This window comes from Flavobacterium sp., from assembly GCF_965277525.1.
Lineage (GTDB): Bacteria > Bacteroidota > Bacteroidia > Flavobacteriales > Flavobacteriaceae > Flavobacterium.
On record NZ_CBDIDC010000001.1, the window covers coordinates 21,154 to 45,916 of the forward strand.

General features: G+C 35.4%; 21 protein-coding genes. 11 read left to right on the plus strand and 10 right to left on the minus strand.

Going from position 1 to position 24,763, the window contains the following annotated elements; genetic code table 11:
• Positions 1-67 precede the first annotated feature (67 nt).
• The 8 genes from tsaD to ACQY44_RS00120 all read left to right on the plus strand — a co-directional run bounded on the left by tsaD (position 68) and on the right by ACQY44_RS00120 (position 7,156).
• Positions 68-1,090, plus strand: a complete 1,023-nt coding sequence (gene tsaD, locus ACQY44_RS00085) for a tRNA (adenosine(37)-N6)-threonylcarbamoyltransferase complex transferase subunit TsaD (RefSeq protein ID WP_428228391.1) — start codon at positions 68-70, stop codon at positions 1,088-1,090.
• Positions 1,091-1,092: 2 nt separating this feature from the next.
• Complete coding sequence (locus ACQY44_RS00090) at positions 1,093-1,806, plus strand: 16S rRNA (uracil(1498)-N(3))-methyltransferase (protein ID WP_428228392.1); 714 nt, start codon at positions 1,093-1,095, stop codon at positions 1,804-1,806.
• Positions 1,807-1,944: 138 nt separating this feature from the next.
• Complete coding sequence (locus tag ACQY44_RS00095) at positions 1,945-2,583, plus strand: DUF4159 domain-containing protein (RefSeq protein ID WP_428228393.1); 639 nt, start codon at positions 1,945-1,947, stop codon at positions 2,581-2,583.
• Between the two features lie 10 nt (positions 2,584-2,593).
• Complete coding sequence (locus ACQY44_RS00100; protein ID WP_428228394.1) at positions 2,594-3,088, plus strand: TrmH family RNA methyltransferase; 495 nt, start codon at positions 2,594-2,596, stop codon at positions 3,086-3,088.
• A 159-nt stretch (positions 3,089-3,247) separates the two neighbouring features.
• Positions 3,248-4,198, plus strand: coding sequence for a zinc metalloprotease (locus tag ACQY44_RS00105; protein ID WP_428228395.1), 951 nt, complete (start codon positions 3,248-3,250; stop codon positions 4,196-4,198).
• Positions 4,199-4,311: 113 nt separating this feature from the next.
• Positions 4,312-5,403, plus strand: a complete 1,092-nt coding sequence (locus ACQY44_RS00110; RefSeq protein WP_428228396.1) for an AI-2E family transporter — start codon at positions 4,312-4,314, stop codon at positions 5,401-5,403.
• Between the two features lie 2 nt (positions 5,404-5,405).
• Positions 5,406-6,593, plus strand: coding sequence for a THUMP-like domain-containing protein (locus ACQY44_RS00115; RefSeq protein WP_428228397.1), 1,188 nt, complete (start codon positions 5,406-5,408; stop codon positions 6,591-6,593).
• Positions 6,590-7,156: a hypothetical protein gene (locus ACQY44_RS00120; protein WP_428228398.1), complete on the plus strand. Its 567-nt coding sequence runs from the start codon at positions 6,590-6,592 to the stop codon at positions 7,154-7,156. Before ACQY44_RS00115 ends, ACQY44_RS00120 begins: the two co-directional genes overlap by 4 nt.
• Here ACQY44_RS00120 and ACQY44_RS00125 read toward each other — a convergent pair whose 3' ends face one another.
• On the minus strand, positions 7,157-7,762 hold the full coding sequence (locus tag ACQY44_RS00125; RefSeq protein ID WP_428228784.1) for a M15 family metallopeptidase: 606 nt from the start codon (positions 7,760-7,762) through the stop codon (positions 7,157-7,159).
• Positions 7,763-7,928: 166 nt separating this feature from the next.
• On the opposite strand from ACQY44_RS00125, the gene ACQY44_RS00130 reads away from it, so the two are divergent.
• Complete coding sequence (locus tag ACQY44_RS00130; RefSeq protein ID WP_428228399.1) at positions 7,929-9,677, plus strand: CocE/NonD family hydrolase; 1,749 nt, start codon at positions 7,929-7,931, stop codon at positions 9,675-9,677.
• A 3-nt stretch (positions 9,678-9,680) separates the two neighbouring features.
• Here ACQY44_RS00130 and ACQY44_RS00135 read toward each other — a convergent pair whose 3' ends face one another.
• The 6 genes from ACQY44_RS00135 to ACQY44_RS00160 all read right to left on the minus strand — a co-directional run bounded on the left by ACQY44_RS00135 (position 9,681) and on the right by ACQY44_RS00160 (position 18,837).
• Positions 9,681-10,469: a hypothetical protein gene (locus ACQY44_RS00135; protein ID WP_428228400.1), complete on the minus strand. Its 789-nt coding sequence runs from the start codon at positions 10,467-10,469 to the stop codon at positions 9,681-9,683.
• Between the two features lie 112 nt (positions 10,470-10,581).
• Complete coding sequence (locus ACQY44_RS00140) at positions 10,582-11,772, minus strand: serine hydrolase domain-containing protein (RefSeq protein WP_428228401.1); 1,191 nt, start codon at positions 11,770-11,772, stop codon at positions 10,582-10,584.
• A 335-nt stretch (positions 11,773-12,107) separates the two neighbouring features.
• Entirely contained in the window at positions 12,108-13,493 is a 1,386-nt protein-coding gene (locus ACQY44_RS00145; protein ID WP_428228402.1) for a TolC family protein, read from the minus strand.
• 559 nt (positions 13,494-14,052) lie between these two features.
• Positions 14,053-17,202 carry an efflux RND transporter permease subunit gene (locus ACQY44_RS00150; RefSeq protein WP_428228403.1) on the minus strand — a complete coding sequence of 1,050 codons (3,150 nt, stop codon included), beginning with the start codon at positions 17,200-17,202 and terminating at the stop codon, positions 14,053-14,055.
• A 6-nt stretch (positions 17,203-17,208) separates the two neighbouring features.
• Positions 17,209-18,333, minus strand: a complete 1,125-nt coding sequence (locus ACQY44_RS00155; protein WP_428228404.1) for an efflux RND transporter periplasmic adaptor subunit — start codon at positions 18,331-18,333, stop codon at positions 17,209-17,211.
• 6 nt (positions 18,334-18,339) lie between these two features.
• On the minus strand, positions 18,340-18,837 hold the full coding sequence (locus ACQY44_RS00160) for a DUF2480 family protein (RefSeq protein ID WP_428228405.1): 498 nt from the start codon (positions 18,835-18,837) through the stop codon (positions 18,340-18,342).
• Positions 18,838-19,280: 443 nt separating this feature from the next.
• Between ACQY44_RS00160 and ACQY44_RS00165 the strand changes: the two genes are divergently transcribed.
• A complete protein-coding gene (locus ACQY44_RS00165) occupies positions 19,281-19,892 on the plus strand; it encodes a helix-turn-helix transcriptional regulator (protein ID WP_428228406.1) in 612 nt (203 codons plus the stop codon).
• A gap of 140 nt (positions 19,893-20,032) precedes the next feature.
• The gene (locus ACQY44_RS00170) at positions 20,033-21,976 is read left to right on the plus strand and encodes an oleate hydratase (RefSeq protein WP_428228407.1); all 1,944 of its coding nucleotides are present in this window, start codon (positions 20,033-20,035) and stop codon (positions 21,974-21,976) included.
• Positions 21,977-22,156: 180 nt separating this feature from the next.
• On the opposite strand, the gene ACQY44_RS00175 is transcribed toward ACQY44_RS00170, so the two are convergent.
• Genes ACQY44_RS00175 through ACQY44_RS00185 form a run of 3 tightly spaced genes read right to left on the minus strand, consistent with a single transcriptional unit; the run spans position 22,157 to position 24,610 of the window.
• The gene (locus ACQY44_RS00175; protein ID WP_428228408.1) at positions 22,157-23,137 is read right to left on the minus strand and encodes a M28 family metallopeptidase; all 981 of its coding nucleotides are present in this window, start codon (positions 23,135-23,137) and stop codon (positions 22,157-22,159) included.
• Positions 23,138-23,164: 27 nt separating this feature from the next.
• Positions 23,165-23,497, minus strand: a complete 333-nt coding sequence (locus ACQY44_RS00180) for an L-rhamnose mutarotase (RefSeq protein WP_428228409.1) — start codon at positions 23,495-23,497, stop codon at positions 23,165-23,167.
• Between the two features lie 60 nt (positions 23,498-23,557).
• A complete protein-coding gene (locus ACQY44_RS00185) occupies positions 23,558-24,610 on the minus strand; it encodes a sialidase family protein (protein ID WP_428228410.1) in 1,053 nt (350 codons plus the stop codon).
• Positions 24,611-24,763 lie beyond the last annotated feature (153 nt).

A 24,763-nucleotide genomic window follows, 5' to 3' on the forward strand; every position in this document is an offset into this window, starting at 1 on the left:
TCTCCTTATACTAAAAGAAAATCAAATATTTGATTTGTCAAATATAATTCAAAATTCGTGCCTTTATATGCAAAATTCAGAGGTTTTTATTCTTGCCATCGAAAGTTCATGCGATGATACTGCTGCCGCGGTTTTACATAACGACAAAGTACTCTCAAATGTTGTAGCCAATCAGTTAATACACAATCAATATGGTGGTGTGGTTCCAGAATTGGCTTCGAGAGCACATCAGCAAAATATTGTTCCGGTAATTGATGCTGCACTTCTTAAAGCAAATGTACAAAAAGATCAATTAACTGCGATTGCCTTTACACAAGGTCCGGGTTTAATGGGTTCTTTGCTGGTAGGAAGCTCTTTTAGCAAATCGTTATCCCTTGCTTTAAAAATTCCGCTGATTGCAGTCAATCATATGCATGCCCACATTTTGGCTCATTTTATAGATGAAGAAGGGTTTGATAAACCTGAATTTCCTTTTCTGGCATTGACTATTAGTGGCGGACATACACAAATCGTAAAAGTAAATGGCTTTTTTGATATGGAAATCATAGGGGAAACCACTGATGATGCCGTTGGAGAAGCTTTTGACAAAAGTGCCAAGATCCTTGGGCTTCCCTATCCCGGCGGACCTTTAATAGATAAATATGCACAATTGGGAAACCCAAAAGCATTTGGTTTTACCAAACCTAAGGTTCCCGGACTGAACTTTAGTTTTTCAGGATTAAAAACAGCAATTTTGTACTTTATCCAAAAGAAAAAACTGGAAAACCCCAATTTTATCGAAGAAAACCTGAATGATATTTGTGCTTCTATTCAATATACGATTATCGAGATTTTGATGGATAAATTGAAATTAGCCGTAAAAGAAACCGGAATCACCCAAATTGCTATTGGCGGCGGAGTTTCGGCAAATTCAGGTATTAGAACAAGATTAAAAGAAAGTGAAGGAAAATACGGTTGGAAAACTTTCATTCCCAAATTTGAATACACAACCGATAACGCTGCAATGATAGGAATTGTAGGATATCAAAAATATTTATCAAGTCGTTTTGAAACTTCAGCAGTGGTTTCTAAAGCGCGAATTCAATTTTAATTATGCAATTATTTTACAATCCGGATATTGACGAATCAACGGAAAGTTTTTCTTTTGATAAAGAAGAAAGCCGACACATTATAAAGGTTTTACGTAAGAAAGACTCCGATATCCTGCACGTTACCAATGGTTTTGGTTTATTGTTTGAAACCGAAATTACTTTAGCTTCTGACAATAAATGTATCGTTCAGGTACTTTCTATAAAAAAAACTGACCAACCAAAATTTCGTTTGCATTTGGCCGTTGCGCCAACCAAAATGAATGATCGTTTTGAATGGTTTCTGGAAAAAGCGACCGAAATTGGAATTCAGGAAATTACACCCATTATTTGCGATCGTTCTGAACGAAAAGTGATTAATGCAGAGCGTTTTGAAAAGATTATTTTATCTGCGATGAAACAATCTAATGAAACCTTTTTACCGAAATTGAATCCGGCTATTTCGTTTAAGGAATTTATTAAACAAAAAAATGAAGGTTTACAATTGATCGCACATTGCGAAGAAACGGATAAAAAATCGTTGAAGGATATTCTGAAACCCAATGAAAGTGTTACGATGCTTATTGGGCCTGAAGGCGATTTTTCTGAAAAGGAAATTGCACTGGCTTTAGAAAATAATTATCAGCCCGTTAGTTTAGGAAATACCCGTTTAAGGACTGAAACTGCTGCAATTGTAGCTTGTCATAGTGTTGTTTTTTTTAATGAAAGTTCTAATTAAAGACCATTATTAAAGTAAGGTTTGTCATTCGACAAAGGAGAAATTATAGTAGAAACTCCGCGCAGAAGCCGTCAATCTCTGTCGAATCCCGAGTGTAATTTCTCCTTCGTCGGAAGGACAAAAAAACATATAATTATTATGAAAAAAATATTTCTTTTGTTTTTACTGGTTTCAGTTGCTTCATTTTCACAGGAAATTGCTTTGCTAAAATACAGCGGCGGCGGCGACTGGTATGCAAATCCAACCTCATTGCCCAACCTGATTAAGTTTTGCAACGCTAACATCAATACGAGAATAAAAGCAAAACCTTCAACGGTTGAACCCAGCAATCCTGATTTGCTTTCGTATCCTTTTGTGCACATGACGGGTCACGGAAATGTCGTTTTTAGCGATGCTGATGTCAGTAATTTAAGAAATTATCTAAATGGCGGTGGTTTTCTTCATATTGATGATAACTATGGAATGGACCAATATATCCGAAAAGAAATAAAAAAAATATTTCCTAACAATAATTTAATTGAGATTCCGGCGAATCATCCTATTTTTCAAAAACCATATCCTTTCCCTAACGGATTACCCAAAATTCACGAGCATGATGGAACCCGTGCGCAGGCTTTTGGAATTTTTGTAGAGAATAAACTAGTATTATTATATACTTATGAATGTGATTTAGGAGATGGCTGGGAAGATGCCGAAGTACATAACGATCCGATCGCTGTTAGAGAAAAGGCCTTAAAAATGGGCGCTAACATTATCAATTATATTTTTACCAACTAAAATTTAACTAGTGCAACTTACTCACGAGGAAAACCAGTTTGAGAGAAAAACATTTCCGATAACATTAGTTTGTGATCATATTTATTTTCAGCAAAATATTGGTTCGCTTTTTAGAATCAGCGAAGCTTTTGGCGTTGAAAACATCATCTTTTTAGGGAAAGACATTCCGTTGACTCCCAGAAAAATCAACAAAACTTCAAGAAGTACGCATCTTCATGTACCTCACACTGTGATGGAAGAAACAACTGACCTGGTTGCTTATTTAATCGAAAATAATTTTGAAATTATTGCTTTAGAAATTGCAAGTAATAGTAAGCCTCTAAAAGAAGTTGTACTTCCTGATAATCAAAAAATTGCACTTTTGATAGGAAGTGAAATTGATGGAATCTCAGATGAACTTTTAAAAATTTCGAACCAAATTGTTCACATAAATATGTTCGGAAAAAACTCAAGTATGAATGTTGTGCAAGCTGCAAGTATTGCTTTGTACGAATTTACTTCTTAATAATTCAGGTTAAATTTTTGTAAGAACTAGACTATGCAAGGGATTGTAAAATTCTGACAAAAATATTATTGTAAAAATTTTGTTACAATAAACTATTTGTTATAAAATTGCGGTATAAATAACCAAATTTAATTTTTTATAACAAAAACCCAAGTTATTATGAAAAAAGTTTTTATTACTGCATTTACAGCATTAGTGCTGTTTTCTTGTCAAAATGACCAAACCGAATCAGCTGATTCAAATGTTAGTACTGTTGCCCGTCGCGGATGTGCAACTCAGGAAGTGTTAGAAGCGCAACTAAAAGCCGATCCTACTCTGGCAATCCGAATGAATGAGATTGAAGCCTTTACAAGCAAAGCTATTCTTACCAATCGTCTTGTAAACGGTAAAGTTGAAATTCCTGTTGTAGTAAATGTTTTGTACAGAACTACTGCCGAAAACATTTCTGCTGCACAAATTCAAACACAAATTGATGTCTTAAACAAAGATTTCAATGCATTAAATTCAGATTACAATAGCGTACCTGCTTTATTTTCCGGCGTAAAAGCGAATGTAGGAATTACATTTGTTTTAGACCAGATCATTAGAAAATCTACTACCAAAACTTCATGGGGTACAAATGACGCTGTTAAAAAAGTGGCTCAGGGTGGTTTAGCACCAACTTCACCAACAACTAAACTTAATTTATGGTCCTGCGCAATTGGTGGCGGAATTTTAGGATATGCACAATTTCCTGGAGGAGCAGCTGCTACAGACGGAGTTGTTATTGATTCTCAATATTTTGGTTTATCAGGTTCTGCAGCGGCTCCTTACAACTTAGGAAGAACTGCTACTCACGAAGTAGGTCACTGGATGAATTTACGTCACATTTGGGGAGATGCTACTTGCGGAAGCGATTTAGTATCAGATACTCCTACTCATAATACAGCAAATTACGGTGTACCAGCTTATCCTCATTATAGTACTTGTACAGGAACTCCTGTAGAAATGACTATGAACTATATGGATTATGTTGATGACAATGCCATGTACATGTTCTCTAACGGACAAAAAAGCAGAATGGCTGCCATATTTGTTACAGGAGGTGCAAGAGCTGCATTTGGAATCTAAAAAAACAGGTTAAAATAATATGTGGAAAGGCGAGATGATATCATCTCGCTTTTTTTTGTTTACGTCAATGTTTTAAAAGCTTTTTTCCTATATTTATAGTCTAAAATTAAAACATGATAACATCAAAAATAATTTCTAACGGAATATTAAGGGCCATAGCAACTATCTTAATAATTCTTGTCATTTTATATTTTTTATACGAAATACAAACTGTAATTGTCTACTTGTGTATCTCACTGCTACTGTGCTTAATTGCCAATCCGTTGATACAATTTTTAAAACATAAATTAAAATTCAGTAACTCCTTAGCCGCGACCACTGCCCTGGTCCTATTTATATTATCAATCGTTGGTTTTATTTTATTATTTGTGCCCTTAATCATTTCGCAAGCCAATAATTTATCGTTACTGGACACTCACAGCCTGCAACAACAATTTATGGAGACAGAAAAAAATATCGAAGCTTATTTTAATATTCAGCATATGGATCTGAATAAGGTTTTGAAAGATTCCAAGATCACATCGATAATCGATTTTACCTATTTTACCGGTTTTCTAAATTCAATATTAGGATTTATGGCCAATATGGGAATGGGATTGGTATCTGTCTTTTTTATTACTTTCTTCTTTATTAAAGATCAGGATGCTTTTAAAGTAAGTGCCCGCAAAATTCTTCCGGATAAAAACGAAGATAAAATTCTAAATTCAGTTACTAAGATCAATCACTTTTTGACCCGTTATTTTATTGGCTTATTGCTTCAGTTAACGGTTGTGTTTATTTTATACTTAATTGTTTTAATGATTTTTGGCAATCAAAATGCTTTTGTAATTGCTTTTTTATGTGCCATTTTGAATATTATACCTTATATAGGGCCGATAATCGGGACTACATTGGCCGGAATCCTTACTATGATCAGTATGATTGGTGCCGATTTTCAAACAGAAATTCTACCAAGAACCATTTATGTAATCATAGGTTTTTTATTGGTTCAGGCAATTGATAATAATGTAAGTCAACCAATAATTTCGTCAAAAAGTGTAAATTCGCACCCGTTAGAAATATTCTTGATTACTTTAATAAGTGGTATTACTTTTGGAATCGTTGGGATGATTATTGCAATTCCAGTTTTTACGATGGTTAAGGTAATTTTGAAAGAATTTTTTCCTGACAACAAAATTGTCTCCGTATTAACCGAAAGAATTTAACATTGAATACTTCTATTTTAAGCCCCAATATTCAGGAATTCATAACTCAAAATAGTAGTGCCCCGATTACAAAATTAGCGCTTCAGAAAAATCCGTTTCCTGAAATCGACTGGATTTTAATCTTAAATCAGATTGAAGCAAAATCTAAAGCAAAAGATAAATTACCCAGCTGGTTCAAAACTGACAACATTATCTATCCCGGTAAAATATCTGTTGAACAAACCTCATCTGAAAAAACCGCCCATTATAAGGCCTCTTTGATTTCAGGTGAAAGTTTAATAGATCTTACCGGAGGTTTTGGTGTTGATGATTATTACTTTTCCAAAAATTTTAAAATCGTTGCACATTGCGAAATAAATGAAGATTTATCTGCAATTGTACAACACAATTTCAAGCAACTTCAAGTTGATAATTGTACTTTTTATGCTGGTGATTCCACTAACGTTTTAAACGAGTTGAATCAAAAATGGGACTGGATCTATATTGACCCTTCCCGAAGAAATGATGTAAAAGGCAAAGTTTTTATGCTGAAAGATTGTTTGCCGAATGTTCCGGAATCTTTAGATTTTTATTTTGAAAAAAGTGATTCTATTTTAATCAAAACGGCTCCTTTGCTGGATATTTCTGCAGGATTATCTGAACTAAAATTTGTTAAAAATATTCATATTATTGCGCTTGAAAATGAAGTAAAAGAATTGCTTTTTGAAATTCACAATCATTATTCAGGCGAAATTACCTTAAAAACTGCCAATATTTTAAAAGACAAAACCGAGACTTTTGAATTTATACTGGGCGATGATACTGTTTTTGCCTCGTATCATTTGCCTCAAAAGTATGTTTACGAACCTAATTCGGCTATTATGAAATCGGGTGGGTTTGATGAAGTAAGTGCTTTTTTTGATATCCATAAACTTCACAAACACTCTCATTTATATACTTCAGAGCACTTAATTGATTTTCCGGGAAGAACTTTTGAAATCGAAAAAGTGATTTCGTACAGCAAAAATGAGATGAAGGCGGAACTCTTTAATCAGCAGGCGAATGTTACCACAAGAAATTTTCCGGACACTGTGGAAACTATTCGGAAAAAATGGAAAATAAAAAATGGGGGGAATTTGTATTGTTTTTTTACAACTGATAAAAATGATAACAAAATAGTTTTAATTTGCAGAAAAATAACTGAAAAATGAAACCATTAATTACCCTTACCTTTTTTTTATTAACCTTTACTGCATTTGCCCAAAAACCATGCGAATATAGCGCAAATGTAAATGACTCTATTGGTACTTATAAATTAACTAACGAATATCTTATCAGCGAAAAATACTTTGGAGGAACATTTGATTATGTTTTCTTTTCGCTTGCACAAACAGATGGTTTACCAACTTTAAATTTGCAACTTATCCAGAAAAGTAAGGATTTTATAAAAGCGAATTGTTTCGATAAAAACTCAAAAGTTTTTTTACAATTAGAAAACGGAAAAATAGTAACACTAATTCATATCGACAGAGAAAATTGTGGTACACTTATTCGTGACGACAAAGGTTTTGATAATCGCATCAATACAGGAATTTTTATGTTTAGGAAAGAAAATTTCGAAGAACTAAAAAAATCGCCTGTTTCGATTATGCGAATTAAATACCTCACAACTACAGAAGATTATATTGTAAAACGTGAATTAACTTCTGAGTTGAACAGTAAAGTGTACAATCCGAATACGTACTTCATGGAGAATATCAGATGTGTTGAATAATTAGTTACAATTCCATTTTTGATTGGAAACTTTATCATTTAAACCTGTTTTTAAATTATAATGCCACCACTCAGAATCAAATGAATTGAAACCATTTTTTATCATTACACTTTTAAGATACTTTCTATTTGCTTTTACCGGTACCGGCAGTTTTTTATAATTATGACTGGCCTGAATTCCGAAGAAGTCGAAATTGGTTCCCATTTCAAGTTCGATTCCTTCCGCATTTACTAACGAAATATCTACGGCTCCTCCTCTATTATGGATGGAGCCTTTTTTTGGATCTGCCACATACTCGGGATTCGATACAATCTCCCACATTTTTTTCTGGATCGATAAAGGTCTGTAACAATCATAAAGCTTTATTTTACAACCATCTTTCATAAAATCTTTGTTAGCGGCTATTAAAGCTTTAACTGTTTTGTAACGCAACAAACATTCGGCACAATCGTAGACTTTTGCTTTTAGAAAATTATCTTCGGTTGCATATTTCATATCATAAATAAAATCTTTACTGTAATCCTTTAAGTTCACAAAAGTAGTATCCGCAATTTCTTGTTGTGCGGGACTTGAATAAACTTCATTTTGAGCGTTTGAAGAAACCATCCAAAAAAGAGATCCTAAAAAAATTAAAAAATTGTTGAATTGCGTCATGATGTTGTTTTTTGATAATTTCATTCAAGTAAATATAGAAATAAAATAAGGTTGCTAAAAAAATATTCAAAACAAAAAAATTATAATTAAATTCGCTAAAACCGAAGTAGTGTCTATTATGCGTTATAAATTTCTAATTTCATTTGTATTTTTATTTTCAATTGTAGGTACACTATCTGCACAACAAACAAAAGCCACTGCATTCGCTAACGATACTGATTATGATATTCAGGATAGTGTTGCGATCAAAGTACGAAATGGCGGGACATTATCAGCCATGATCGTGCGTAAAAAAAATGACACCGGTTCAAAACCTGTAATTCTTCAATATACTATCTACGTTCGCGATAAAGGGAGAGATCTTACCTCTATAAAAGAATCTGCTGATCATGGTTATGTTGGTGTTATTGTTTACAGCCGGGGAAAACGTTTTAGTTCAAACGAAATTGATCCCTACGAAAATGACAGTAAGGATGCTTATGATGCCATAGACTGGATCAGCAAACAAGACTGGTGCAATGGAAGCATTGGTATGTTTGGCGGCAGTTATAATGGTTTTACGCAGTGGGCAGCTTGCAAAAAACTTCATCCGGCCTTAAAAACAATAGTACCGTATGTGGCTAACAGGCCCGGAATGGGATTGCCTATGGAGCACAATGTTTTCGTTAATCCAAATTATGAATGGGCCTTTTATGTGGGAAGTAATAAATATCTGGATACTCTAGCAGGAAATAACAGACAGCGCTCTAGGGCCATGCAATTTAGATGGTGGGAAACCGGCACGGCTTATAAAAAGCTGGACAGCATTGATGGAAGCCCGAACAGATGGTTTCAAAAATGGATCAGTCATCCTTCTTTTGACACTTATTGGCAGGATATGGCGCCTTATAAAACTGATTTTGCCCAAATCAATATTCCGGTTTTAGCTTTTGATGGCTATTATAATGACTCTCAGAACTCTAGTTTATATTACCTTAAGGAACTTCAGAAATACAGTCCAAAAACTCCTTTTTATCTTATCATTGGTCCTTACGGGCATTTTGGAACTCAAATTGGTGGCGAACCTATTTTGAATGACTATAAAGTAGATCCGGTTTCTTTGATTAACATAAAGAAAATTACCTATCAATGGTTTGATTATATTTTGAAAAAAGGTACTAAACCTGAAGTTTTAAAAGATAAAATCAATTATGAGGTTATGGGCGCCAATGAATGGAAAAGTGCTCCCTCACTGGATAAAATGAGTAATTCTTTTTTAAAATTATATCTTACGACTACACCATCGGGAAACTTCTATACTGCAAGTTCTAAAAAGCCAGGTAAAACAGCATATTTAAGTCAGACGGTTGATTTTGCTGACAGGGAAACTAGCAATAACAATGATTATTATCCGGATCCTTTGATGAAGAAAGAACTGGATTCTACCAGTGGTTTCTTTTTTATAAGTGAACCGCTGAAAAAATTAATACTTGTAAACGGTTCTTTTTTAGGTGAAATTAAGGCCAGCATCAATAAAAAAGACATTGATTTTGGAGTTACTTTATATGAAGTATTACCAAATGGTGCATACTTTCATTTATCGTATTATATTGGGCGTGCCAGTTATGCAAAAGATACTACAACAAGAAACTTACTGACGCCGGATACCATTGAAACTATATCCTTTTCAGATACCCATCTGGTCAGCAAACAATTAAGTAAAGGAAGTCGTTTGCTTGTTGTATTGGACATCAACAAGAATGAATTTTCTCAATTGAATTACGGAACGGGAAATGAGGTAAGTGAAGAAACTATTCTGGATGCCAAAGAACCGCTACAAGTAAACTGGTACAATGACAGTTTTGTAAAGATTCCTGTTTTAAGATAAATTCTATTCTACATTTTTTAGTTGGTGGTCTTTTAGTATTTTTTGGCTCTTTAGCTTTATATTTTTAGGCAATTTTTTCCAATTTTCATCGTATTGAATATTATAAACATCGTCTTCATTTCCGTCTGGATAATAGGCTGTTGCTTTAGACTTTGTATAACTTTGATGACCTGACTTATCAAAAATGGTATAAATAATTTGTTTAAACGGTTTTGCATCTAACCCGTCACTTTCTCCCATATAAGACAAGTAGAATTCAGGTGCGCCATCTTTATCTTCATCACTTATGGAACATTTTTGGTAATCAAATTCAGGCCAATACACTACATTTCCAAAATCCTGAAATTTAGCTTTTTCCAGTATTCCTCCGTGATTCTGCTGTAATATAAAGGCATATAAATTATGTTCGCTAAAAATTATAGTGTCCTGAGGTTTGCCCTTCATATCACGATGATTCCAGCTTCCTTCTTCATGAACCCATTTTTTTGTTTTAAAATTGTAAACTTCGCCCACAGCACCATCTTTATAATCAATCATACGGCTGAGCTTGTTGATTTTCTTTTTAAAAACAAATTCAAAATGCCCATATTGACTTTCACAATGAATAATCATTGTCGTTTTGCCATATAATTTACTCTCATAATTAAATTCAGCATCCGGAACGGCTTGGCTGTATTTTATTGAATCTTTTGGATAAAAACGTTTTACTAATAAAGGTTTTACCTGGGCCGATATAGCATTTACAAAAAACAATAATGTAATACTAAAAAGATAATTGGGGTTTAATTTCATTTTTTTGAATTGAATGATCACCGCATAATTTAAACACAAAATTAGCTTATTTTAGAAAAATAATTGTAATGCTTTATTAAGCAATTGAAGACTATTATAAACAACTAATTATTTATTGTTTGTAATTGTACGGAATATGATCTTCCCATAACCACGGGGTATAAATATCACCGATAGCCGTTTCTAATAATTCCTTATAGATACTTTCTGCATTGTCGCTATTGCTCATAATTATAATACCGGTTCCTACTTTTGGGAAAATAATGGAATAGTGTTGAAAACCGTCACCATGTCCTTCTTTGAAGGCAGCCGTGCCATATGGGGACTGAAGTACTCCCCAGCCCAGTCCGTAGCCCAGATTGATTTTGTCATTGGCAGTAGAATCCCTTAAGCTTAATGGACCAAATTGTTTAATCGACCTGATTTTAATTTGTTGCGTGAACATTTCTTTTGTTGTCGCTTTGGTAAGCAATTGATCATTAAGTATACCTTTGGTAAAAAGTATGTAATCGTCCAGAGTGGTTTCTAAAGTACTGGCCGATCTGACATCGTTGTCTTTGTCTTTTTCATATAGTTCGCCTTTTGCATTGTGGCCCACGCAATAATCTTTCTCAAATCTTGATTGCCACCTATAGGAAGAATTCTTCATCTTTAAAGGAACAAAAACATTGTCCTGCATCATTTCTTCTAAGGGTTTATTCAAATAATATTCCAATACAACTTGCAGATATACCAATCCCTCACCCGAATAGCTGTATCGGGAGCCCGGAATTGTTTTTACCCTTAATTTCTCATCCGGTTCGTTCCATCTCCAGTTTGGAAAACCGGAAGTATGATCCAGACACATTCTTGCCGTTATTCTTTTATAGAGCGTGTCATTTTTGAGGTCCTGATAATTATCGTGCCACTTTTTAGTGGGTTTGTAATCATAAATAGGTTTTGGTAAATAGTCCTGTAAAGGTTTATCCAGATCAAGAATGCCTTTCTGAACAAGCGTCATGACCATAACAGCAAAAACAGCTTTGCTCAAAGAAGCTCCATAAATATTAGTTTCATATCCTATAGGTTCTTTAGTGAGAGCATTTTTATAACCAAAAGTCTTTTTGTACGCTACCTTATTGTTATTAAAAACAGCTACCGCAAGCCCTGTAACATGAGCTGCTTTTACTAATGACTCAATTTTGGTATCTAAATTTGTTGCTGCTATCTTTTTCTTATCCAACTTGATAATGTCTTGTCCGAAACAAATTGAAGAAAAATGAAAGAGAACAAAAAGAATGAAACAACATATTTTTATTTTCATAATGTGGTTTTTAAATTATGTAAATGTTTTGTCGCCAGATGCTGCTTTTTTGGAAATGTATTTGCTGTTAAAGATAAAAAAATAAATTAAACCATTAATATGCAAATAATTACAAACTAAAAAAAACGGTTTTACTGTGAAGGGATTATTTTATTTTATGTTGGAATTTATAAACACGCAAGACGCTAAGGTTCAAAGTTTTTCTTTTTGGGATTTAAAAACCTGATCCTCTTGGTGGTCATTTTTTATTTGATACTCTTTTTGATTTATTACAAAAGTAAAGCCCAACTCTATAAATAGAATTGGGCTTTGGTATTTCCTGAATTACTGATTTTTTAGTTCCAGCCACCACCAAGGGCGCGATATAAATTCACCACTGCATGTAGTTTTTGACTCTGATCGTCAATTCCTTTTAATTGTGCGTTCAGTAAATTTTGTTCTGCTGTTAATACATCTGTATAATTGGTCGTAGAATTGTTCAATAATTCTTTATTAAATTCTACAGCTTTCAATAAAGCTTCTAATTGTTTCTTTCTCTTTTCCTCCTTTAAGGCCGCATTATCATACTTAGACAATGCATTCGAAACTTCCTCGCTGGCTTTTAACATTGAAAATTCAAAATTGTAAAGTGCTTCTTTTTGGAGGGATAACGCGGTCGCTAATCTTGCTTTATTGATTCCTTTATTAAAAATGGGTTGTGTAAGTCCTCCGGCAATATTGCCAAAAAGTCCTCCGTTTGTAAACCAATCCTTTAAACCAAAGCTGGAAAAACCTGTCGCACCGCTAATTGTCAGAGCGGGATAAAAGTAAGCTCTTGCTGCATTACTTTCTTCAAATGCCGTTCTAAAATTATATTCGGCTTGTTGTACATCCGGACGATTGGCCAGAAGCTGCATCGGAACTCCAATTTTAAGATCATATGTGAGTTTTTGTTGTTCGAGAGCACTACGCTCTATTTTAGTGGGTGATTTTGCGAGAAGCACACACAAACCATGTTCCGTCTCGATGATCTTTTGTTCGATGTCCGGGATTGCTAATTCTGCTTCATAAAAATTGGCTTCACTTTGTACTACTGCTACTCCATTAATAATAGAATTTTCGAACAACACTTTAATTGTCTCAGCATCGGTTTCCCTGTTTTTGGCTGTCTTTTTGAGTACTTTTAGTTGTTCATCAAGAATCAATAATTCATAATACGAATTGGCAATATTGGCGATTAGCTGTGTTTGAACCGCACGTTTGGCAGCATCGGTAGCCAATAAATTGGCGAGGGCGCTTTTTTTGACACTTTTTAATTTCCCCCAAACATCAATTTCCCATCCCGCAGTAATACCCAAATCATATTGCGTCGATTGGTCAAAAAGTCCAAATCCTTGCGGGAAAGCCAATCTGGATTCTTTTACTGATACATTCCCATTTACCGAAGGCAGAAAAGCAGCCTTACTCAATTTAAGGTTAGCTGTTGACTGATTGATTCGTTCTATTGCAATTTTTACATCCAGGTTTGCAGCCAATCCGTCTGAGATCAGCTGCTGCAAAGCAAGATCGGTAAATAGTTCTGACCATTTCATCGTTGCCATGTTTGTGGTATCTTTATTTTCAGGCCCACGATACGTTACAGATGTTGATGGTTTGGTATAAGGTTTCGTGATTTTACACGAACTCCACATACTGGCAACAATCAGCATGATAAGTATTAATTTATAATTGTGTTTGTTCATTATAATATATTTTTTAATAACCCATTTGGGTCTTATTTTTTAATTTATTTGGATGAAATTTAACCGTTAAGTTTATAAAGTTTAACCGCTAAGTGCGCAAAGGTTTAGGCAAAGACAGCAAAGTCTATTTAAGCTGAAAACATCAAAGCTATACACGTAAAGCTAGGAAATCCTTTTAATCTGTGGCAAAACTAACCGTAAGGATGACTCAGCACAAAACTTTGCGAACTTTGTGTTTTTATAAAACCTTACCTGATTAAAATCTTTGCTTGCTTTGCGGTAAAATAATCTGCTTTATTCTGAAATGAGATTTAACTGCAAAGAAAGTCCCAGCGGGAAGTTATATTTATAGAAAATTTTAATTGTTTTTTTGAAGCCATTGGGGTGACATATTCAACAATCATAGATATCGCTCCGCTGGAGCTTTAATTCTAGAAACCTATGTTTTAGCTATAAATATAACGCTCCGCCGGAGCTTTTAATCAATCTGTCTTCGAGGTAAAACAACCACACAGCTATTTCCTCTGAGCCTTTGCACCCCTACACCTTTGAACCTTCCTTAATCCATTACTCTCGGCTCATGAACCGGAACTTTTATGCCTCCTATTTTCTCCTGCAACGACTGAAAAATGATAAACAGCACCGGAATTACAAAAACACCGAATAATGTACCAATTAACATTCCGCCAACGGCAGCTGTACCAATCGATCTGTTGCTCAAAGATCCGGCACCAGTTGCAATCATCAACGGAATTAATCCGAAGATAAAAGCAAAAGAAGTCATCAAAATAGGTCTTAACCTGGCTCTCGCCCCAAATATAGCCGACTGTACCAGGCTTCTTCCGCTTAAGCGATGCAATAGGGCAAACTCAACAATAAGAATGGCATTTTTTGCCAAAAGACCAATCAGCATAATCAAACTGATCTGAAGGAAAATATTATTGTCAACCCCAAACAAATTCGCAAATATAAAAGCGCCTGCAAGACCTATTGGTAAGGATAACAATACCGAAAAGGGTAAAATATAACTTTTGTACTGCGCGCTTAACAGGAAGTAAATGAAGATCAGACAAAGTCCAAAAATCAAAGTTGTCTGGCTTCCACTGGAAAGTTCTTCTTTGGTTAAACCCGAAAACTCATACGTATATCCTCTGTCTAATGTTTTTGCCGCTACTTCTTCGATTGCTTTGATGGCATCACCGGAACTATATCCTGCATTTGGTGCACCCGTAACGGTAGTCGAAGTAAAAAGATTAAAACGGTTTATAAATTCCGGACCATACGTTTTTTTCAAGGTTACAAATTCCGAAATTGGTGCCATTGCCCCTTTATCTGTTCGGACAAAAACTTTATTGATATCGCTTTCTTTTGCTCTGTAATCCGGATGCGATTGCAGCATTACCCTGTATTGTTTTCCGAATTTATTGATGTCTGACGCATAGATTCCGCCAAAATATCCCTGAAGCGTGTTCAATATTGTATTTACACTTACTCCCGCATCTTTACATTTGGCTACATTTATATTGACTTCCATTTCCGGGAAACCAATATTAAACGGACTTGTGGCGTACATAATCTCCGGTCGCTGATTGATGGCTGCCATAAATTTGCCGATATTCTTGTCAAAATTCTGATAGCTGCCTCCTGTTTTATCCTGCAACTGTACTTCAAATCCGTTGCTGTTTCCAAATCCTTGTAAGGTTGGCGCAGCAAAGAAAATAATACTTGCTCCTTTTATATGGGCTGTTTTTGCAAACAACTGCCCCACAACCGAAGTAACATCCTGATTTTTTCCTTTTCTCTCTTTCCAGGGTTTCAGTCTGATAAATAATGCGCCATAAGATCCTCCAGATCCATGAATTAAATCCATTCCTGAAAGTGTGGATGAAAGTTCTATTTCAGGAATACTTCTGGCAATACTATCGATTTCTTTTGTAATTTCTTCCGTGCGTTCCAGTGTAGAAGCAGGTGGTAAAACCACATTTCCAAAAATAGCTCCCCCATCATCATTGGGTACAAAGCCTGTTGGTGTCGTTTTGATTAAAGCATAAAATACCATTCCAAATAGTGCAATTGCAATTAGGGAAATCCATTTTCTGCGAATCAGGAATCGCACTGCTCCAATGTATTTATTGGTAACCGCATCAAAAGCAACATTAAAACCAGCATAAAATTTAGGCAGAAAACCTTTTGGTTGATTTGAGTGTTCAGGGTCATGTGGTTTTAATAAAAGGGCACAAAGCGCAGGACTTAAAGTCAGGGCATTAACTGCCGAAATTAAAATCGCGACTGCTAATGTCAAACCAAATTGCTTATAAAATACTCCCGCAGAACCTGTGATAAAAGTAACCGGAATAAATACTGCCGACATAATTAAGGTGATGGATATAATCGCTCCACTAATTTCGCTCATGGCATGAATGGTAGCTTTTTTGGCTGATTTTGCTCCCTGATCCAGTTTCGCATGAACCGCTTCTACGACCACAATGGCATCATCGACGACAATACCAATGGCCAGAACCAAAGCAAAAAGGGTCAACAAATTGATGGTAAACCCAAATAATTTCAGGAAAAAGAAGGTACCAATAATCGATACCGGAACTGCAATAGCCGGAATCAATGTTGATCTAAAATCTTGTAAAAAAACAAATACCACAATAAAAACCAGAATAAAAGCTTCGATAATGGTATAAATTACCTTTTCGATAGAAGCATCCAGAAAGTCATTCGCATTTAGAAATGTATGGTATTCTAATCCCGGAGGAAAATCTTTGGATGCTTTTTTTAAGATATTCTCGCAGGCAATAATCAATTCTCTGGCATTCGATCCTGAAATCTGACTTATGGCTCCGCCCGAAGAAACTTTTCCTTGTGTAATCAATGAAGTGGAATAATCCAAAGCTCCAAATTCAATATCGGCAACATCTTTTAATCGCAACAAACTACCTTGTTTACCGCTTCTCAAAATAATATTTTCAAATTCTGCGGGGCTTTCAAGTCTTCCTGTAAATTTTAAGGCATACTGAACTGATTCTTTACTGTTTTCTCCAATTTTACCCGGGGCAGCTTCGATATTTTGCTCTTGCAATGCTTTAATAATATCATCCGGAACCAAACCCTGACTGGCCATTGCATCCGGTTTTAACCAAATACGCATCGAATATTCCTGATTGCTGTAAATTTGGGTGCCCCCTACACCTTCGACACGTTTCATCTCAGGCATAATATTAATCCTTAAATAATTATCAAGGAATTTTTCGTCGTATTTCCCGTCTGTGCTGTACAACAAGAAACTAAAGGCTGTACTACTCAACTGTTTGCTGGTGGTGATACCTGCCTTAATCACTTCATTGGGCAATAAACTCGTCGCTTTTGTCACCCTGTTTTGAACATTTACGGCGGCCATATCGGGATTTGTTCCCTGTTTGAAGAATATGGTTATGGATGCGCTACCATTACTACTCGCAGTCGAAGTCATGTAGCTCATATTCTCAACTCCGTTGATTTGTTCTTCCAGAGGAACAATAACACTTTTCATCACCACATTGGCACTGGCTCCCTGATACGACGCATTTACAACAACTGTTGGCGGCGCAATTTCCGGATATTGTGATATGGGCAATGAAGCCAATCCCAGCAATCCCAGAATCACTATTATGATCGATATTACCGTCGATAATACCGGATTTTCTATAAATTTTCTAAACATGTCTTTTTATTTTTTTGATGAAAGGGCTGTCGGTGCGATTTTCATTCCATCTCTTACATTTCCTATTCCGTCTGTCACTATAATATCTCCTGATTTTACACCTTCGGTTACTACATATTCTTTTTCGGTTGCGGTGTTTCTGATTTTTATTTCGGTGTTGTGTACTATGTTTTTAGCATCTGTTGTAAAAACAAAAAAGCGTCCCTGCAATTCAAATACTGCTTTTTTAGGCACCAGAATGGCGTCTTCAAATTGCGTTGGAATAACAATTGTGGCGCTTGCTCCGCTCCAGAGTTTACCTTCACGGTTTGGAAAAACAGCCTTAAAATTGGCTGAACCTGTACTTGCATTTAAGACACCACTTAAGGTTTGTATTTTTCCTTTTTGTGAATATGTTTCTCCATCAGCAGTAACCAAAGAAACTTCGGGCATATTTTTGAACTTATCCTTTAATTGATTCCCTGAATATTGACTCAAAAACGAATTTAATTGTTGCTGACTCAGCGAAAAATAAGCGTAAATATTTTTGGTATTGGCAACCGTAGTCAAAGGATCCGGTGCGGAACTACTGACCAGACTTCCTATTTTAAAAGGCAGGCTTCCCACAACCCCATTAATCGGGCTTACGATATTGGTAAAAGCAAGTTTTGATTTTGCCGAAGATAAATCAGCATTTGCCTGGCTTAATTCGGCTCTTTTTACTCGTTCTATATTTTTGGCTGAAGTTAATTCGTAGTTGTTTATAATTTTCTTTTCTGCTAAAGCGGCTGTTCTTTTGGTTTGAATAGCGGCTGTTTCCAGACTGGCTTCGGCTGCCAGAACTGCTGCTTTTTTGTTGTTTACTTCCTGTAAATAACTATTGGCATCGATTTTAAACAACGCTTGTCCTTTGGCTACAGCCGAACCTTCTTCGACATAAACCTGCTCAATATATCCATCTACTTTAGAACGTATTTCTACGGTTTGCTCGCCTTCTAAAGTGGTAGGATACTCGACTGAAACCGACGCTTTTTGCGCTTTTAGCGTAAGTGTTGGATATGCTTTGGGACTTTCTGTTTGTTCCGTTGTTTTGGTATTACAGGAAATTATAGAAAGTGTTCCTATAAAGAGGATGGCTATTATTTTTTTCATTATCGTTTATTTTCTTTTGTAAATCATTAAGGGTGAACCTGCTTCTCCCCACATTAAGGTTTGTACATATTTTATTAACTGACTTGTAGCGAATACCAAAATTTCTTCAGGAATGGCGTTGTTTGCTTTAAGCACTATTTTTTGATTCATGAATGCTGTAAATTCTATCTTTCGTATTCTTTCTATCCATAAAAGATTGATGTGATTTCCTGTGGTCGAGTACACTACTGTTGCCACATGTGGCGTAAGCAATGAAGCAATTAATACATAGGACCAAAGCGGAACTATAGCATCATTCGAACAACAGATCACCACTTCTTTACCGGAATATTGGTTCCAGTCTATATTGGCCATTTGTTGTCGAAATGTTTTTTCCTGTAATAAAAAATCTTCTATGAGAAAGGGTACGATATCAAATTGTATAAAGTCATTTTCATTGGGTTTATACGACCGTAAATAGAGAGTTTGAATACCTGAGGCCTCGATTTTATTTATTATTTCCATATTTATGTTTATTAAAATTTTGAATTGTTTACTGCATCTTAAACGGTGGTTTTTTTTGCTGCTTTTTAGACATAGGTATCCCCGCCCAACTTGTATACTATTTTTTCTAGTATGCTGAGCACGCTATAAAAGACACTTCAACCTTTGACTAAAGGCTTTAGAGATTTATAAAATGTAGAGAGGAGAATACCCGATATTAGCAGGTTTTCATCAACACATTCCAGTACGGAACAATGTAAACGGGTAAATCAATCCTATTATAGGAACTTATGGGAAGTAATTGTAATTCTGGCGCCATAATCTATAGTATTGCATTAATAAATTTTGTAACTCTCAAGGATCATTGCAATTAGAGTAATAATATCTTACAATGGGCTTTGATAAGTACCGCAAAATTAATAATTTTGCATAATAAAACAACTAAATACTTGTTTTATTAATTTATGACTACAAATAAGGTTTTAATGTTGCTCAAAATGCGAGGCCCCCTTACGGCTCTCGAGATTGCGCATGAGCTTAAGATAACAAAGGAAGGTGTTAGACAACAGCTGGTTAAATTGGTCGAAGAAGAATTGATTCATCCGCAAGAGGAATCTAAAGGTGTGGGAAGACCTCAAAAAACTTTTAGTCTTACCACAAACGGAAATGCGAAATTTCCGGATACGCATGCTGAACTGACCTTAAAACTAATTACTATTATTAATGCAATGGGCGGAAATACCTTGCAGGAAGTGATTAATGTTTACGAAGAAACGGGTAAAAAGAAGTATCATGAAGAGATTGATACTATCGACAATCTGGAATTGAAAATAGAGAAACTTGTCGAAATAAGAACGAGAGAAGGTTATATGGCCGAATACTCTAAGAATGATCAAGGGTATCTTTTGGTCGAAAACCACTGCCCTATTTGTGCTGCGGCAACTGTTTGCCAGGGCTTTTGCACATCTGAATTAAACACATTCAGATCCGTACTGGGAAAAGACGTGATCATTAACCGGGTGAGTCATATTATAGCCGGTGAAAGAAGATGTGCTTATCAGATAGATTCTAATTAGGGTTTTCAGTAATCGTTTTCACTTGCAGTCTCTGTATTCTGTTTGAAAAATCGAATATTTCTTTAGAAAAGAAACGGGCTTATCACCGTGTTTTTAGCAGAAAAAACTTAACTTTATTTGATTCTTAAAATAATAATCAAATGAAAGAAATCACTTCTAAATTCGATAAAGTTCTGAACGCCTCTGCGACAAATGGAAAAGTAAATCATGAACCCGATTCCAGTAAAGAGCAGCAACGCAATACCCCGGAAAAATCCATGCCGTTTTCAGATCAGATTGGGAACTACCAACGCAATATAGGAATTCCTCCAAAATCTTATAAAGACAGCAAAATCTATATTATAGGTAGTGGTATCGCCGGGATGGCAACCGCATATTATTTTATTCGTGATGGGCAGGTTCCAGCCAAAAACATTACATTTTTAGAGCAATTACAAATCGATGGAGGATCTTTGGATGGTGCAGGTAATGCAAAAGAGGGTTATATTATTAGGGGTGGCCGTGAAATGGATATGACTTATGAAAACCTTTGGGATATGTTTCAGGATATTCCTGCCCTAGAAATGCCAGCTCCTTATACTGTTTTGGATGAATACCGCCTAATCAACGACAATGACTCTAATTATTCGAAAGCACGGCTTATTCACAATAAAGGAGAAATCAAAGATTTTAGCAAATTTGGTCTGAACAAAAAAGATCAGTTGGCCATTATCAAACTTTTACTAAAGAAAAAAGAAGAACTGGACGATTTAACCATTCAGGATTATTTTAGTGAATCGTTTTTAAGCAGCAATTTCTGGACATTCTGGCGTACTATGTTTGCCTTTGAAAACTGGCATAGCTTGTTAGAATTAAAACTTTACATGCACCGTTTTCTACACGCTATTGACGGATTAAATGATTTTTCGTCTCTGGTATTCCCGAAATACAACCAATACGATACCTTCGTCACTCCTTTGCGAAACTTTCTAAAAGAAAAAGGAGTCTCCATAGAATTTAATACACTTATAAGCGATCTAGATATTCATATTAATACCGAAGGAAAATTGGTAAAAGGAATTATCACAGAAAAGGAAGGTAAAGAAGTCATAATCCAGGTAGAAAAAGACGATTTTGTAATTGTAACTACAGGATCAATGACCGAAGATACCTGCTATGGTGATAATAAAAAAGCTCCTGTCATAACTATCGACAACCAGACAAGCGGTAAAAGCGGAGGATGGAAACTATGGAAGAATCTTGCTGCAAAATCAGACGTTTTTGGCAAACCTGAAAAATTCTGCAGTAATATCGAAAAATCATCTTGGGAATCGGTGACATTAACCTGCAGACCTTCGCCATTGGTTGAAAAGCTAAAGGAATATTGCGTAAATGATCCTTACTCGGGAAAAACAGCTACCGGAGGAATTATTACTATTACAGATTCAAATTGGCTAATGAGTTTTACTTGTAACAGACAGCCTCATTTTCCTGAACAACCTGATGATATTCTGGTACTTTGGGTTTATGCATTGTTTATGGACAAAGAAGGAAATTATAGTAGAAAAACAATGCCGGAATGTACCGGAGATGAAATTCTTGCCGAATTGTGTTACCATACAGGGATCATAGATCAATTAGACAACGTGGTCAAAAATACTATCGTACGCACGGCTTTCATGCCATACATCACTTCGATGTTTATGCCAAGAGCTAAAGGTGACCGACCAAGAGTGGTTCCCGAAGGATGTAAAAATCTGGGGCTGATAGGGCAATTCGTAGAAACAAACAATGACGTAGTTTTTACGATGGAAAGTTCGGTGAGAACTGCCAGAATCGCCGTTTACGAGTTATTGAATTTAAATAAACAGGTACCCGATATTAATCCTTTACAATACGATATCCGTCATTTACTTAAAGCAACAAAAACACTAAATGACAATAAGTCGTTTTTAGGGGAAGGTATTTTACGAAAAGTACTAAAAGGAACTTATTTTGAGCATATCTTACCTGAAAACGACGCTGAAGAAGAAGAAGAACATGAGTCGTTTATAGCCGAGCAGGTAAGCAAATTTAAAGATTGGTTAGCTGGCATAAAAGGCTGATAATTTCGTTTCGAACGTGATATTTTAAAAAATCCTCAAAATTTTTCTATTTTGAGGATTTTTTTTGAAACTATGTGATATAAAATTAGCAAAATTAGTCCTAAAATTAAATCTTTTTTTTAGTAAGATCGCACGCTAAAATCTCATTATTTTTCTTTACCTCAACTTTTTTTCCTTCACCTAATCCTGCTTAATAAAATACAAAGCCTGTTCATCATTAGCAATTGCAATCAAAGCTTTATAAATATACTTTGCGACCAAAGCTCCGCCTTCGGTATTAATTAAATCAATATCATCTTCAGGTGTGTGGTATTGCGGATGTCCGCCCGTATGAAATCCTATGGCAGCAATTGAAGCCTTATAAAATGACACATGATCTGATCCTCCAACATCTCCGGCATGAATCACCGGATGTAGCCCGCTGTTCTCTCCCAGTTTTTTCATCAGTTCTACTCCATCCGGAAAAGTACCGGCACCGCCCATATAAATTTGCTTTTCAGGATTTAATCTTCCTACCATATCCATATTGAGCATCACCTTTACAGCTTCCTTTTTCACCGGCAAATGATCTACAAAATATTTAGAGCCTAACAATCCCTCTTCTTCGCCACTAAACGAAATAAAAATGATACTTCTTTTGGGTTTTAAAGACAATTTGGATACTTCTTCTGCGATACAAAGCAAAGCCGAAACTCCCGACGCATTATCATCTGCTCCGTTATGAATGGCAACGACTTCCTTTTTTTTACTGCTGGATCCTTTTCCGCCCCAACCCCAATGGTCATAATGGGCTCCTATGACAATAAATTCATTTTTGAGATTGGGATCTGATCCTTCGATATAGCCAACCACATTTTGGGTGGTGACACTATCTGATTGTACTTTATTGATTCCTTCCTTTACAAAGAGCCTAAAAGGCTGATCGTACATTTTACTGAAGTCTTTCAGTCCGTATTTTTTAAAATATTTTTTGATGTAAACTGCTGCATCATTATTCCCTTTTGTACCCGGAAAACGCCCTTCCATTTTATCCGATGAAAGATATTTGTCGTGTTTGTAAAATGTTTTGGCACTAATGCCGTCCTGAGCCTTAATTGTAGTACTAAAAAATAGTGTACTAATAAAGAATACGGCAAATTTTGAATTTTGAAAAGGTTTCATTTTAATTATCCGATGATTATTTTTGTTTTATTGAAGTTGAAAAACTTTATGCATTAGCATCCATTTTTCTCCCGGTTGCGCCCCGGGTAAGGCTTTTTGAAATTTCCACATTAATTTTTCCCATTCCTGAACTTTTGGATTTGAAGCGTCTAATTTTGACTTTTTTTCAAAAGAAAAATCAGCATCTGCTTCTATAATCATAAACAGCCGATCTCCGATATTGTAAATTTCCATATTAATAATTCCTGCATCTTTAATGCTTTCTCTGATTTCAGGCCAAACGTTCTCATGAAGTCTTATATATTCATTGATTGAATCAGGGTCGTTTCTCAGGTCTAAAGTAAGGCAGTGTCTTTGCATAATTTTCTTTTGTGTTAGTAAAAGTTTCTTCCACAAGTTAGGAATTATTTCAAAACTTACTTAATCCGTCAGTTCAAATGCTACATGTTTAATGTATTTTCTGTTATACGTGTACAAGATATGTATTTTACGATCTGAGGTCTGAATAATCGCCGGATAACTGAATTCGCCCTCTTTTTGGTTTTCTAAATCGAATAGCTTCTTCCAGTTTACGCCATCTTTTGAGTATTCTACGTCTAAAACATTTCGGCCGTTGAACCAGTCTTTTCCAATCTTCAAAGGATTATTCACCAATAAAAATGATTTATTGGATAACGTTACGGCATCCACTCCCGAATTAGAATTGACAACATTAATGCTGTCGGTTTTTTGCCAGGTGTTCCCGTTATCTTCAGACCAACTCGAAATTAATTTATTATGTTTGCTTCTGGACAATATCTGAATCTCATTAGCCGAATGAATCAAAAATGTGGGCTGAATAATATCAAACTCTTTCCTGTCATCAATAGCAATCTTTTCCCAGGTGTCAGTGGCTTCGGTATATTTTTCTATATGAACTCTCCATTTATTATCATCGATACTTTCAGTACTGCTGCCACATAAAATAATGCCCGGACTGGTTTCGATTGGTTTGTTTCTAATAGGGCCTAATATTCCATCAGGAAGGTATGTAGGGGGGCTCCAGGTATTTCCGTTATCTCTTGAAACCATCATGGCACCAAACCATTCTCTTGGATTTTTACCTGTTTTATAAAATAAATACAAGTTCTGGCTTTTACTTTTAAACAAAACCGGATTCCAACAGGGCAATGTGTCTTTTTCCCTTATTAAAGGCGGAACAAGATTCGCCGGAACAGACCACTTCTTTTCTTTATAAACCGAAAAATAAATCCCTACATCTTTAGCTCCTTCATGTTTTCCTCCAAACCAGGCTGCCATAAGTTTCCCCGATTCAAGTTCAACCACCGTTGCTGCATGACTGTTGGCCGTAACAGGCTGATCTGTAATAAATCCTTGAGTGATATGAATTGCTTTTGAATGCTTCTTTACCGACGTGCAGGAAATACAGGTCAGCAGTAATAAAAATAATGGATAATTAAATTTTGAAATCATTGTAAATAGTAAAAAATTAATTTGTTGGTTGTATCATTTTAAACACATAGAAACATAGATTTTCTTTAGCTAAAAAACAGGCGTTTCACTTATTTATACTACTCATAGCCTACTATGCGAAAGATATGAACGATACTCACAGTAAGAACTAAT

Coding starts and splice junctions, on each gene's coding strand:
- ACQY44_RS00155 (WP_428228404.1), bottom strand. CDS start 18,333: ATGAAAAAAATAATAGCCATCCTCTTTATAGGAACACTTTCTATAATT.
- ACQY44_RS00145 (WP_428228402.1), bottom strand. CDS start 13,493: ATGAACAAACACAATTATAAATTAATACTTATCATGCTGATTGTTGCC.
- ACQY44_RS00135 (WP_428228400.1), bottom strand. CDS start 10,469: ATGAAATTAAACCCCAATTATCTTTTTAGTATTACATTATTGTTTTTT.
- ACQY44_RS00140 (WP_428228401.1), bottom strand. CDS start 11,772: ATGAAAATAAAAATATGTTGTTTCATTCTTTTTGTTCTCTTTCATTTT.
- ACQY44_RS00110 (WP_428228396.1), top strand. CDS start 4,312: ATGATAACATCAAAAATAATTTCTAACGGAATATTAAGGGCCATAGCA.
- ACQY44_RS00120 (WP_428228398.1), top strand. CDS start 6,590: ATGAAACCATTAATTACCCTTACCTTTTTTTTATTAACCTTTACTGCA.
- ACQY44_RS00175 (WP_428228408.1), bottom strand. CDS start 23,137: ATGAAACCTTTTCAAAATTCAAAATTTGCCGTATTCTTTATTAGTACA.
- ACQY44_RS00165 (WP_428228406.1), top strand. CDS start 19,281: ATGACTACAAATAAGGTTTTAATGTTGCTCAAAATGCGAGGCCCCCTT.
- ACQY44_RS00125 (WP_428228784.1), bottom strand. CDS start 7,762: ATGGTTTCTTCAAACGCTCAAAATGAAGTTTATTCAAGTCCCGCACAA.
- ACQY44_RS00170 (WP_428228407.1), top strand. CDS start 20,033: ATGAAAGAAATCACTTCTAAATTCGATAAAGTTCTGAACGCCTCTGCG.
- ACQY44_RS00160 (WP_428228405.1), bottom strand. CDS start 18,837: ATGGAAATAATAAATAAAATCGAGGCCTCAGGTATTCAAACTCTCTAT.
- ACQY44_RS00095 (WP_428228393.1), top strand. CDS start 1,945: ATGAAAAAAATATTTCTTTTGTTTTTACTGGTTTCAGTTGCTTCATTT.
- ACQY44_RS00185 (WP_428228410.1), bottom strand. CDS start 24,610: ATGATTTCAAAATTTAATTATCCATTATTTTTATTACTGCTGACCTGT.
- ACQY44_RS00090 (WP_428228392.1), top strand. CDS start 1,093: ATGCAATTATTTTACAATCCGGATATTGACGAATCAACGGAAAGTTTT.
- ACQY44_RS00130 (WP_428228399.1), top strand. CDS start 7,929: ATGCGTTATAAATTTCTAATTTCATTTGTATTTTTATTTTCAATTGTA.
- ACQY44_RS00180 (WP_428228409.1), bottom strand. CDS start 23,497: ATGCAAAGACACTGCCTTACTTTAGACCTGAGAAACGACCCTGATTCA.
- ACQY44_RS00150 (WP_428228403.1), bottom strand. CDS start 17,202: ATGTTTAGAAAATTTATAGAAAATCCGGTATTATCGACGGTAATATCG.
- tsaD (WP_428228391.1), top strand. CDS start 68: ATGCAAAATTCAGAGGTTTTTATTCTTGCCATCGAAAGTTCATGCGAT.
- ACQY44_RS00105 (WP_428228395.1), top strand. CDS start 3,248: ATGAAAAAAGTTTTTATTACTGCATTTACAGCATTAGTGCTGTTTTCT.